Raw genomic sequence first — 12,501 nt, 5'->3', positions numbered from 1 at the left:
TTTCCCAAAAGTATAGGTTGAAAACATCATACATGATTTTTATTGTGTTTTACCAAATGCTCACATTTCTTAATAAAACTTAATGAAGTCCACAAACCATGGAAAAAAATGAACATCTTCTAGGCACACGTCGATTCTTACCGATGTTTGTCACTCAATTTTTTGGTGCCCTGAATGACAACGTCTATAAACAGGCCTTGTTGCTGGTCATTACCTATGGTTGGATCAATCAGCAAAGTGCCAGTGTAAGTACACTCAACAACCTCGCGGCCTTGTTGTTTATTTTACCCTATTTCATTTTCTCTGCGACAGCCGGACAGATTGCCGACAAATACGAACGCTCACAACTTGTACGGGGAATCAAAATTCTCGAAATTGTGATTATGCTGATTGGCTCTGCTGGCTTTTTACTGGGTCATTTGTGGCTTTTATTGGTGGCTTTATTTTTAATGGGCACTCACTCTACCTTCTTCGGGCCAATCAAATACGCTATTTTACCGGAAATTTTAAAACCCAATGAACTGATGTCGGGCAATGCCTTATTTCAGTCAGGAACTTCAATTGCCATTTTAGTCGGGATGATTTTAGGTGGCGCAGTAATTTCTGCATCTGACGGTAATTTGATCTGGATTAGTCTTACTATAGTAAGCATTGCAGTTTTAGGTTATTTCTCCAGTCGTTTTGTATTAGAGCAAAAAGTGACTGCAGCTGATGTACACATTGACTGGAACTTTTTTAGAACCAGCTTTCAAACCGTAGGCTATGCCAAAAGTTTACCGGTCGTGTTTCTTATTCTGCTGGGCAATTCCTGGTACTGGTTTTATGGCGCGACCTATCTCACCCAAATTCCACAACTGACTCAACAGAACCTGCACGCCTCTGAAAACGTAGTCAGCCTGCTATTAACCTTCTTTTCTGTAGGGATTGGGGTGGGCTCATTATTGTGCCGCAGAATTGGCGGTACAGAAGTCAATTTGAAGATGGTGCCGATTGGGGCGATTGGCTTAACCGTATTTGCTTTTTATCTGGCCGCAAGTTTGGCTTTTGTGCCTGAACGTACTGGCGAGATGCTCGGCTTGAAAGATGTCTTTACCCAAGGCTGGAGCTATTACCATGTCATGCTTGCTGTGACATTACTCGGCATGAGTGGCGGTTTTTATATCGTACCGCTTTATGCCATGATGCAGGCCTTTTCGCCACAATCACATCGTGCACGTGTGGTTGCTGCAAACAACATTCTCAATGCCGTATTCATGGTATCCTCTGCAATATTTTCCATTATCATCTTAAGTGTACTTAAGATTGATATTAAAATACTTTTTAGTATCACAGCAATTCTAAGCGCCATTTTCACTACATGGCTCCTGTTTAAGCTCAAGCCCATGCTTGCAGCACAACGACAAGATGCTTTAGAGGATTAATTTTATGCGCCAATATACCGGTATCGACAAATTTATTCATTCGTTTGACCAAACGCTACGCAGTCTGGTTCCCGGAACGACCTCTGCCCATCGTGAAAATCCAGGCCATGATGTAGAAACCAAATTAGGCGTCAGTGAAGCACGCCATGTCGCAGGTTTAATGCGGGTCAATCATAGTGGTGAAGTATGTGCTCAAGCGCTTTATCATGGTCAGGCGTTAACAGCAAAATTGCCAAATGTACGCCGTGAAATGGAACAGGCTGCAATTGAAGAACAGGATCATTTGGCCTGGTGTGAAGACCGTTTAAAAGAACTGGATAGCCATACCAGTTTACTCAATCCGGTTTGGTATGGCCTGTCTTTTGGGATGGGTGCCATTGCCGGTATCGCCGGTGATAAATATAGCCTGGGCTTTGTGGCAGAAACAGAACGTCAAGTGAGCTTGCATTTGCAGCATCATATCAGCCAGTTGCCTGAACAGGATGAACGTTCACGTAAAATACTGGTGCAAATGAATGAAGATGAGTTGCACCATAGAGATACCGCGTTAAATGCCGGAGGTGTAGATTTACCTGCACCGGTACGGATTACCATGACAACCATTTCTAAATTAATGACCAAGACCAGTTATTATATTTAATTGAAATTTGCATGATTGAGCCCACTTGAATGTGGGCTTTTTTATGCCTATTCATCATGATTTTTTATAGTGAATGACAATGGCATATATGATCCGAAGCAATAAAATACAGGCCACCACTGCAAGAATAATATAAAGATCATGATGATAAGGCAGTATTTTTTCCCAAAATACATGTAACCAGTGGCTAATCTGCAATCCCACACTCACAACAACAAAGGCCCAGATTAAACAGGCCAGCAGATTAATCAGCATATATTTCCACAATGGATAAGCCTTAATTCCTATGGATATAGGCAGAATGCTTCTAAGCCCCCATGCAAATCGCATCAATAAAATGGTCAGCACCGGATAATGATCGATGATGATGCTGGCCTGGGCAAATTTTTGCGCCAATTGCGGCTTGCTTTGGATGATTTTCTGGCCATAGCGCATGCCTATTTGATAGTAAAATTGATCGCCAATAAAACCACCTACCATCGCGACCATAATGAGTATCCAGAAATGGAAAATATGCTGATGCACCGCATAAGCTCCCAATATCAGCACGGTTTCACCTTCTAATAGCGTTCCAATAAAAATGGCAAAATAGCCATAATGTTGCAGCAGATCAGTCCAGTTCATTTTTTTAATGTGTCTGATTACAGTTTTACTATCTTCACCAGATCGCTATTCATTGCAAAGACCAGTCTGGTGGCTTTTTTAAGCATTTATATTTCATCAGTAAAATAAAGTGATTTCTCGGCCGATATCATCTCATCCATATTTGTTGTTGTTAGTTTTGCCTCGGGCATGGCATTATTTATATATTTGTTATTCATCTGCAATAAACTGTTTTTAAAAAGCTTTTTTCATTCAAAAAAAATGAATCCAAAAATATAAGAGATCAACCTGTTTCCTTGTAAGTTTTAGCTTACAACACTTGTCTAAAATTTTATTGGAATAAATAAGCTTTTATAGCGCCGTATGAAGCTTTTATTCTAGTAAAATTTATACAATACGATGACCAAAACATATAAAAAAATTGATTCGTATACTTTATAAAAATAAATATTAGCTGCACAAACAACAAAAAAAACCAACAACAAAAATAATTTAAGGAGCAAGGTATGTCTACCCAGTTCAATTTTGTCTCTGTCAAAAAAAAATCAAACATTCATTTTGATGGCTGTGCTGTAAGTCATGTGATTGAGTTGAAAGATGGAACCAAAAAAACCATAGGTGTGATTCTTCCCACAGAACGCCCTCTTGTTTTTGAAACTCTGGTTGCTGAACGCATAGAAATCGTTTCAGGCAAGTGTCTGGTTCAAATTGGTAAAAGTCGAGAGAGTCAAACTTATCATGCAGGTGAATCTTTTTATGTACCTAAAAACACTCAATTTAAAATCATCACTGATAATATAATCGATTATGTTTGCCATCTGGAAGATCGTTAAGATGGTCTGCAACCTGCATTACACAGTAATTGATCAACAATAAAAAAACCCGACAGGATGTCGGGCTTTTTCGTATAGGTTCGCTCGGTATAACTCCTGTCGTACCTTACTGTCCTTGTGCTTGTCTATTGTTATTCTTGTATGGAACTTCCTGTTCCTCATGAGTTCATCATATGAAATTTCCACTATTTCTACCAGAAGCTATAACCTTGAATTCATGTGAGCAAATGCGTACAAAGCCGATTAAAAACTGTCCCCTTTTTATCCGCAGAAATTGGGGATAACTTTTGGCTTGGAAAGAGCGTAAATATTGAAAAAAGTTTCAATTTGATTAAAAAGCGACCGTTTTTATTGGCAAAAGATTCCACTTTTGACTAAAAAGAAACCGACTTGTTTCCAATCCGGTTTTATTAGAAATTTCATACTTACTTAAGTATTTGAAATTTAATATTTAAATTAATTTCGTTTCGTGTAACGCCCATTATGTTAAAGGGAGGTTGTTTATCTAATACCCTCATTTAGATAATTTTTAATTTCATGTGACCAGATTATGAATAAAGTATGACTAACGAAAATAGCATAAAAAAATAGAGAATATACAATAGTGACAAATATTCCACTTCCGTACATCCAATAGTACTTAGGCGAATTAGATGGGGGTGTAAAAAACATACCTATAAACATCAGAAAATATATTAGATACAAAAACCAAGACATATTCTTGAGAGATATTCCTGCTTCTTTTTCTTTTTGCTTAACACCGACAAAATTTATTTTTTTAAATACTTGATGACTAAGTTCTTTCGAGATTCCCATAAGTTTATATTTTATAAAAATATACAGACTCATAAACGTCGTTAGGAAGAAAAATGCATCCATTAAAATTTTGGCTTTTATATCCAAAAATGAAGATTGGGATTTTACGATGATTCCAGGGTAATCATTGAATGGAATAAAGATTGATATACATAAAATAAAAGGTACAAATATCAAAAAAAAGTATTTCTGTTGAAAGGGTGACAATTCTTTTAAAATATTCATCCAAATTTCATTTTTATTCATAACAAAAACTTCTTTAGTTGTGACCATGTAAAGAAAATTGAGGATTTAGTTTATCTGTTTTAAGATTTCCTAAAATTAACATAATACACGTTATGCAAATTTCAAAATTTATTCTTATAAATCAACAACTTAATGTAAATCAAAAAATCTAATCCTTATAGAATCGTCTTTTTGATTGATTTTTCATGTTCCACGCCTAATATTTGATCATTTTTTCATAATTTAAATAACTTAGACTTTATCAGCACTCACCTTTTGTCCTATGTTTATTGCTTGATTAAACAAATTAACTGTTCAGGTTAAGCGTATTTAGCTTAGGCTATTTAATAAAAACAACGATGCATGGTGAATCGGTTGAAAGTTATTTCATCCAATTTACTACCGGAAATTGATGTTTTTCGTGCTGAAAATCGCTACTTTGCCAAATATCCCACATTGGAATTTTAACATCTAAAGCCAATGGTAATTTTTTTGGATTAAACTGCATGTGCTGTAAATCACTGCCCCAGGCAATTAAATCGACATCCAAAGAAATTTGATGTGAAGGACGTACACGCCCAGAATCTGTTTCCATTTTTTTTAATATCGCGATGATATCATCCACCGACATATCGGCTTTTAACAAACACGCAGCATTCCAATAGTCTGCACCTACAGCATCGCGGCATGGAATCACATAAATTTTAGAAAAACGCACCTCTCCCAAATTAGAGATTAGTTTCATTGCGTTTTGGAAATGTGGCTTTGGATTACAATTACTCGCCAGAGCTAAGGCGAATATCGTTTCGGTGGCGTTCAAGACGAATTCCTACAGAATTTGCTTGCGCGATAATGGCAGGCTTACGGATTGTAATCATAATCGATTCTATGGCAGGAAAGGTAGTAAAAAGCGCATTGAGCACAAGTTTTGCAGCATGTTCGATCAATTTTGGCTGAGCATGCTGAATGACCTTTGCTGAAATCTCGCAAATTTCCGCATAATTCAGGGTATGTTCCAATTCATCCGAACTTGCCGCTTGCTCCAGACTGGTCTGGATAGCCATATCCAGCATTAAAGGCTGCATGATTTGACGTTCCCAATCGAAACATCCCACTACAGTATCAACCCTCAAACCTTCAATGATAATTGCGTCCATCATCTCACTCTACTTCTAAAAATCCCCCTAAATCCCCCTTTTTCAAAGAGGGACTTCCATATCCCTTTAATAAAGGGATATGGAAGGGATTAAAATATTAATGCTTTAGCAGCAAATTCGGATCCAGAGTTTGCACCATTTGCAGTCTCTGGTCTGCATAAATATCGGTATATGGCGCAAGGATGCGCATAAAGCGATCGAAATACAGCATTTGCTTAAACAGCAAGGCAAAGTCACGCGGGAAACGAATACCATGACGCTCCCCTACACCCACCATATCCATCATGATGTCGTTTAAATCTGCCGGATTGGAAGTCAACAATTCTTGAGGATCAGCCATGAGCACGCCACTAAATAAGCGTTCTAAATCAGCTGCGAGTACTTGAGTATCAATTTTCTTGTCAGTCATGCCCATTTTCAGCATGTTTTCTGCCATCAAATTGTAATCGGTGTTTTGCAATGCATCCATAAAGGCAATACAGGCTGTCCACACTTCAGGTTTCAGCTGGCCGACGATGCCAAAATCGATAAAACCGACACGACCATCTTCCAGCAGCATCAGGTTTCCGGCATGTAAATCGGCATGGAAGCTGTTACACATCATCAGGCTACCGAACCATGTATTCATGGCGGTAATGAGCACTTGAGATGGATCTTTAGCCACCTTTTTCACCACTTCAAAATCGGTCAATGGCACGCCATATAAGCGCTGCATGGTCAACACACGGCGGGTTGAATATTGATGATAAACCCTTGGTGCTGTGGCTTTCTGATTTTGCGTCACATTGAGATAATTAACAAAATCATCCAGGTTTTGTGCTTCTTCAATAAAATCGACTTCACGCACCATACGACTTTTAATTTCATCGACTATATCGGCAAGTGATGCAAATTTTACTTTCGGTACCGCTTTTTCTAAAATTTTAGTCGCCCAATGCAATACATTTAAGTCGGTATAGAGAATGGTTTCTACACCCGGCTTTTGCACTTTAATCACCACATCTTCACCGGTCACCAGTTTTGCCGCATGAACCTGAGCAATAGAGGCTGAAGCTAATGGTTTTTCGTCAATTGAGGCAAAGATTTCATCCAAATTTCGACCTGCAAATTCAGAAGCCAATACCCCTTGCACATAACTGAATGGCAAAGATGGGGTTTGATCTAAACAGCCCTGAAACTCCTCGACATATTCACGTGGAAACAATGAAGGGGTGCTGGCAATAAACTGCCCGAGCTTAATATAAGTTGAACCTAATGATTCAAAAGTTTCACGCATCAGTTTTGCGTTACTTGGTTTTTCTGTGGCGTATTTAATGCCGGCTTTTGCTGCAATGACAGCTGTTTCACCTACGCGGGCAACCGAACGCAGTCCATCTAACCAGATATTGTTTTTCATAATGTCAGCTTAGAATTAAATTGTAGTGAGTTTAGCAAAAAAAATTTGCCTTGCAGGGTTATCTTGCCTGACAGATTGGACAATCTGTATCTTTTTCGAAAGCAAGTAAGCGCTGTTTCATGCTTAAACCATCCCAAAGCATCAGTTTTTGCTTAAGCGGTGTTTTGCCCAAACCCAAATAAAGTAAGGCATGATGCGCTTGCAAGCTTGCCATCACATTAGGCGTAGTGGCTAATACACCAGAGTCCGCACAGCGTAGGTTTTCATTGGCATGTTGCTCTTTGGGAAATAGACATTCATAACAGGCCGATTCCCCTTCAACCATAAACAGTTGTCCCTGAAAACCAATCGCTGAAGCACTGATTAAAGATACATTAAATTGTTTACAGACTTGATTGACCAAATAACGTGTCGTGAAGTTATCACAACCATCTAAAACCAAATCTTGAGCTGAAATAAGTTGTTCTGCATTGCTTTCATCCAGTTTTACTGTTTTAGATTCAACACGAATATGTGGATTAATCTGTTTTAAGCGTTTAGCCAATATTTCAGATTTATAGAATCCAATATTTTCTTCTACATAGGCTATTTGCCGTTGCAGATTACTCATTTCAATCGTGTCGGCATCAATGAGGGTAATTTGTCCTACACCTGCACGTGCAAGCAGTTCCGCAGTTGTACAGCCAATTCCACCACAACCCACAATCAAGACATTGGCAAGTTTAAGTTTTTCCTGTGCTTCAATGTCCCAGCCATCTAATAAAATTTGACGGCTATAGAGATGCATTTCTTCATCAGTTAACTCTAGGTCCATATCTATATCGGTCACTTGGCGATTCCTATCCGAACAATCACGTTAGCTAAATTCAGCATGAATTATAGTTCAAAATGATGACTAAAGAAGACCAATAAAAAAAGCACCATTTCGGGTGCAAAGAGCATGAAACTTTTTTAACTAGAGATTGGCTTATCCCACTTTTTGAATTCCCTGCATTTTGGCAATTTCCTGCTGTTTGAGTAAATTGCGCTGAATTTTGCCACTTGAAGTTTTAGGAAGACTTTCTACAAATTCAATTTCCTTAGGATAGGCATGTTTAGACAAACGTGAACGTACATATTCCTGAAGTTGCTGGCTTACCTCAACTGAAGCTGAAAATTGCGGTTTAAGCACCACAAACGCTTTCACAACCTCTGTGCGTTCTGGATCTGGCTTACCAATCACTGCTGATTCCAAAACCTGTTCACATTCCAGTAAAGTGCTTTCCACATCGAAAGGGCCTACACGATAGCCTGACGTTGTAATTACATCGTCAGCACGCCCAATAAAATCTACCCCACCAAATTCATTTAATTTAACGGTATCGCCGGTTAAATAATAATGGCCCACAAAGGATTTACGGTTATGTCCGTCATAACCTTTAAACCAGGCCAGTGGTGATTGTGAGTAATCGATGGCAAGTGTACCAATACCACCTTTTTCGACTTCCTTATGGTCTTTATTCAAAACCGCAAAGCGATGTCCCGGAATGGCATAACCTGCTGAACCGACTTTTTTTTCATGCTCTAAAGCATGATGGTTAGCAATCACCATGCCCAGTTCAGTTTGTCCATATTGATCATAAATATTCACATTTAAATCATGGTTAAACCAGTGAATCACTTCAGGGGTTAACGGTTCACCTGCACTGCTTACCACACGTAAATGCGTTTTAATGGACGGATCAAATTTTTCTTTAAATCCAAAGAACATACGGAATGCAGTTGGCGAACCGGTTAAATTGCTGACTTTATATTTTTTAATCACTTGCACGGCGTTATCTACACTAAACGCACGTTCATCCATAATAATACTATGGCCCAAACTTAAAGGTCCGGTAATACCGTAATACAAGCCATACGCCCAACCCGGATCAGCCAGGTTCCAGAAAGAATCATCTTCACGTAAATCGACAGCATGGGTCATATAACCTTTAAATGCCAGCACAGCTTTTAAAGGAACAGGAACTGATTTTGCCAAACCTGTCGTTCCTGAGGTAAACATCATCAGGAAATCATCTTCAAAGTTTTGCATGACTGGTGCAAAAGACGAAGATTGCTTGTCGAGTTCTGTCCAAAAATCATCATCCTGACGATCTGAATGATCTGACTGATGCACAGTTAGAATATGCGGGACAGCGATACTATTCAGTTTTGGACGCTGCTCTTGATTGGTCACAATTAATTGGGTTTTGGCTGTGTTGATACGATGTTCAATCGCTTTTGATTCAAATGCGGTAAATAAAGGCTGGTAAATTGCCCCCATGCGCCAGGTTGCTAAAATGGTAATCAGCAATTCAGGGGTACGTGGTAATAAACCTGCTACACAATCACCTGCTTTCAAGCCACGCGAAGTAAAGTAGTTTGCCAATTTTCCAGAAGCATCTGCCAGTTGTTCAAATGTCCACTGTTCAGATTCGCCATTTTTGCCTTCCCAGATTAATGCTGTTTTATTGGCACCGAGATAACGCTCACAACATTCGATATAGGCATTAACTGCCTGAGATGTACCGACCAGTTGTTCCGCAAGAAAATTATCAAAATTAAACTCTTGATGTGCTTGTTGTAGTGTCTTCATGGCGACAGCCTCTCATCCGTTATTTTATAAACAAAGCTCCTGCCTTGTTTGATCCATTTTGCTTATTGTTCTCAGTCTAAAAATGCCAAAATTCATTCAGCATTTTTAATCTTTTTACTTCAATATCGACTTAAATAATTACTTAGATAACTTGCTTTAGATAATCATGATTGCTGACATCCTGCAATTTCCGAATCCATCAAAAAATGTGCAGGATTTGAGCACCCACTAAAGTCTAGAATTTAACCACTATTAAATTACTATTCAGATTTTAGTAACTTCACGTGCAATGACTAGGCGCTGAATGTCAGATGCACCTTCATAAATTTGGCTGACCCGTACATCACGATAAATTCGCTCTACAGGAAAATCAGATACATAGCCATAACCGCCATGAATTTGAATCGCATCAGAACAGACACGTTCTGCCATGGTGGATGCAAACAGCTTGGCCATAGAAGCTTCTTTCAAACATGGCAAGCCTGCATCTTTTAAAGTCGCAGCATGGAAAATCAGCTGACGTGCAGCTTCAATTTGGGTGGCCATATCTGCCAGACGAAATGCCACCGCCTGATGCTGAACAATCTCTACACCAAAAGCCTTACGCTCATTGGCATATTCCACTGCAGCATCCAAAGCCGCACGTGCCATTCCGACTGATTGTGCAGCAATACCAATGCGCCCTGATTCCAGGTTAGATAAAGCAATCTTGTAGCCCTCTCCCTCTTTACCTAATAAATTTTCGGCAGAAATGCGGCAATTTTCAAAAATGATGGTTGCGGTATCTGAACAGTGTTGTCCCATTTTTTCTTCAAGTCGGGCTACGATATAACCTTGGGTATCGGTAGGCACGATGAAACAGGAAATACCTTTTTTCCCTACCGATTTATCTGTTACAGCAAATACAATCGCAACTTGGGCATGTTTACCTGTGGTAATGAACTGTTTAGTGCCATTCAGCACCCAAAAATCACCATCACGTTCTGCTTTACATTCAAGTGAACCTGCATCTGAACCCGCTTGCGGCTCAGTTAAACAAAAACAGCCTAACCATTCACCGGTGGCAAGCTTGGTTAAATATTTTTGCTTCTGCTCTTCTGTACCGTAACGTTGGGTAATTCCGCAAGGCAATGAGTTTTGCACGCTCACAATAGTAGAAATCGCCCCGTCACCTGCGGCAATTTCTTCCAAAGCAGCCACAAGGGATACATAGTCCAGACCTGCACCGCCCCATTGTTCAGAAACTGTCATGCCTAAAGCGCCTAACTCACCCAGTTCTTTCAGTTCTTGCACGGGAAATCTGGCTGTTTTATCGCGTTCTGCTGCGGTGGGTTTTAGCTTGTTTTGCGAATAATTGCGCAACATGTCCTGAACCATTTTTTGTTCATCATTTAAAATCATTGAATGTCCTTTTTCTTTCAATTTATAAATTTTGCTTTGAATATTAGATAACTTGTATAAGTCAAAAAATATTCATTATTTGATTTTTTAAAATCAGCACTGCCTCATTTGATTGATTCAGTTTTTTTGCCTTTGCGTAGGCAGTATTTCTACTTTTGAAAGGTCAAAAGTAGACAAAAATCTTTTGTTTCCCATACACGACTTCCTTGTCGTGATGGGAAACGTGTGGCATCCATGCCACACTCATAACTCCAATACCTGCTCAAATTTATTTTTAATTTTGGCTACAAGAACAACTTGTAGTAATTAAAAATGATTTAGGGCGACATGGATGTCGCCTGCGAAACTGAGATACAGGGACGTATCTTCAGTTTCGAAAAGGATTTTTGTTTCTTTTGATCCTTCAAAAGAAAATCAATGCTTATACAAAGCCATTTAAATTCGATGAGAAATTCGCAGCTGTGCAAATCATCATGTTCTATAAAAATCGAAAAATTATTTAGGCTGCATACGAATCGCACCATCCAGACGAATCACTTCACCATTCAAATAGCTATTTTCAAAAATATGCCCCACCAGATGTGCAAACTCTTCCGGCTTGGCTAAACGCGATGGAAACGGCACCATTTGCCCCAAAGCATCCTGTACATTTTGTGGCATCGCCTTGAGCATAGGCGTTTCCATAATTCCCGGTGCAATGGTCATCACCCGAATCGCTTCACGAGCCAGCTCACGAGCCAAAGGCAACGTCATGGCAACCACAGCACCTTTAGAAGCTGCATAAGCCGATTGACCAATCTGGCCATCATAGGCAGCCACAGAAGCGGTATTCACAATGACACCGCGTTCTTCTTCACCCGCTTGTAATGGGTATTTCGCCATCAAGCTTGCAGCAAAGCGGATCATGTTAAATGTACCGTTCACATTAATATTCAATACGCGTTGGAACATGGCAAAATCATGAATGCCATCACGGCCCAGTACTTTGGCAGAAGGTGCAATACCGGCACAATTCACAAGACCATTCAATTGACCATATTGCTGAGCTACATTGTCAAAGAACACCTGCACTGCATGCTCATCCGCAACATCCAGTTTAACAAATGCGGCATGCTCGCCTAAACGCTGCTGCATTTCCAGACCTAGCTCATGATTCATATCGACCATGATCACTTTAGCGCCCTGACCCACCAGATATGTTGCCGTCGCGGCACCCAAACCTGATGCACCACCGGTCACTACGAACACTTTTCCTTGGATTTTCATTTTATTTTCCTGTTAATTCTTTGAATAAACACTCGACTTAAGATGCAGAGTAAATGCAGTTAAGCTAGAGTACAATTTCCAAACGTTGCATCCTCTATGATGGATTTGGACAATCCCAGTCACGGCAGC

At 39.6% G+C, this 12,501-nt stretch carries 12 protein-coding genes; 3 read left to right on the top strand and 9 right to left on the bottom strand.

Annotated elements, in window-relative coordinates; genetic code table 11:
- Positions 1-98: 98 nt before the first annotated feature.
- Positions 99-1,421, top strand: coding sequence for an MFS transporter (locus B9T29_RS06130; RefSeq protein ID WP_086175072.1), 1,323 nt, complete (start codon positions 99-101; stop codon positions 1,419-1,421).
- Positions 1,422-1,425: 4 nt separating this feature from the next.
- Positions 1,426-2,061 carry a 2-polyprenyl-3-methyl-6-methoxy-1,4-benzoquinone monooxygenase gene (gene coq7 / locus B9T29_RS06125; protein WP_086175071.1) on the top strand — a complete coding sequence of 212 codons (636 nt, stop codon included), beginning with the start codon at positions 1,426-1,428 and terminating at the stop codon, positions 2,059-2,061.
- 54 nt (positions 2,062-2,115) lie between these two features.
- Here coq7 and B9T29_RS06120 read toward each other — a convergent pair whose 3' ends face one another.
- Positions 2,116-2,685, bottom strand: coding sequence for a DedA family protein (locus B9T29_RS06120; protein ID WP_086175070.1), 570 nt, complete (start codon positions 2,683-2,685; stop codon positions 2,116-2,118).
- 485 nt (positions 2,686-3,170) lie between these two features.
- On the opposite strand from B9T29_RS06120, the gene B9T29_RS06115 reads away from it, so the two are divergent.
- Positions 3,171-3,497 (top strand): pyrimidine/purine nucleoside phosphorylase, encoded by a 327-nt coding sequence (locus B9T29_RS06115; RefSeq protein ID WP_086175069.1) that lies wholly within the window; start codon positions 3,171-3,173, stop codon positions 3,495-3,497.
- A 501-nt stretch (positions 3,498-3,998) separates the two neighbouring features.
- On the opposite strand, the gene B9T29_RS06110 is transcribed toward B9T29_RS06115, so the two are convergent.
- From B9T29_RS06110 to B9T29_RS06075, 8 genes are all read right to left on the bottom strand, one after another.
- Positions 3,999-4,559 (bottom strand): hypothetical protein, encoded by a 561-nt coding sequence (locus tag B9T29_RS06110; protein ID WP_086175068.1) that lies wholly within the window; start codon positions 4,557-4,559, stop codon positions 3,999-4,001.
- 361 nt (positions 4,560-4,920) lie between these two features.
- Positions 4,921-5,358 carry a 2-amino-4-hydroxy-6-hydroxymethyldihydropteridine diphosphokinase gene (locus B9T29_RS06105; protein ID WP_086175067.1) on the bottom strand — a complete coding sequence of 146 codons (438 nt, stop codon included), beginning with the start codon at positions 5,356-5,358 and terminating at the stop codon, positions 4,921-4,923.
- Entirely contained in the window at positions 5,315-5,695 is a 381-nt protein-coding gene (gene folB, locus B9T29_RS06100; RefSeq protein ID WP_086175066.1) for a dihydroneopterin aldolase, read from the bottom strand. Before folB ends, B9T29_RS06105 begins: the two co-directional genes overlap by 44 nt.
- A 97-nt stretch (positions 5,696-5,792) precedes the next feature.
- Positions 5,793-7,091, bottom strand: coding sequence for an ABC1 kinase family protein (locus tag B9T29_RS06095; RefSeq protein WP_086175065.1), 1,299 nt, complete (start codon positions 7,089-7,091; stop codon positions 5,793-5,795).
- A gap of 58 nt (positions 7,092-7,149) precedes the next feature.
- Positions 7,150-7,905 carry a HesA/MoeB/ThiF family protein gene (locus B9T29_RS06090; RefSeq protein ID WP_086175064.1) on the bottom strand — a complete coding sequence of 252 codons (756 nt, stop codon included), beginning with the start codon at positions 7,903-7,905 and terminating at the stop codon, positions 7,150-7,152.
- Between the two features lie 153 nt (positions 7,906-8,058).
- The gene (locus tag B9T29_RS06085; protein ID WP_086175063.1) at positions 8,059-9,705 is read right to left on the bottom strand and encodes an AMP-binding protein; all 1,647 of its coding nucleotides are present in this window, start codon (positions 9,703-9,705) and stop codon (positions 8,059-8,061) included.
- A 264-nt stretch (positions 9,706-9,969) separates the two neighbouring features.
- Entirely contained in the window at positions 9,970-11,106 is a 1,137-nt protein-coding gene (locus tag B9T29_RS06080) for an acyl-CoA dehydrogenase family protein (RefSeq protein ID WP_086175062.1), read from the bottom strand.
- Between the two features lie 495 nt (positions 11,107-11,601).
- Positions 11,602-12,372 carry a 3-hydroxyacyl-CoA dehydrogenase gene (locus B9T29_RS06075; RefSeq protein WP_086175061.1) on the bottom strand — a complete coding sequence of 257 codons (771 nt, stop codon included), beginning with the start codon at positions 12,370-12,372 and terminating at the stop codon, positions 11,602-11,604.
- Positions 12,373-12,501 lie beyond the last annotated feature (129 nt).

Origin of the sequence: Acinetobacter sp. ANC 3903 (assembly GCF_002135315.1) — a bacterium.
In the GTDB taxonomy this organism is placed as follows: domain Bacteria; phylum Pseudomonadota; class Gammaproteobacteria; order Pseudomonadales; family Moraxellaceae; genus Acinetobacter.
Note: the sequence above shows the minus strand (reverse complement) of the source record. Positions and strands in the feature narration are given on the sequence as shown.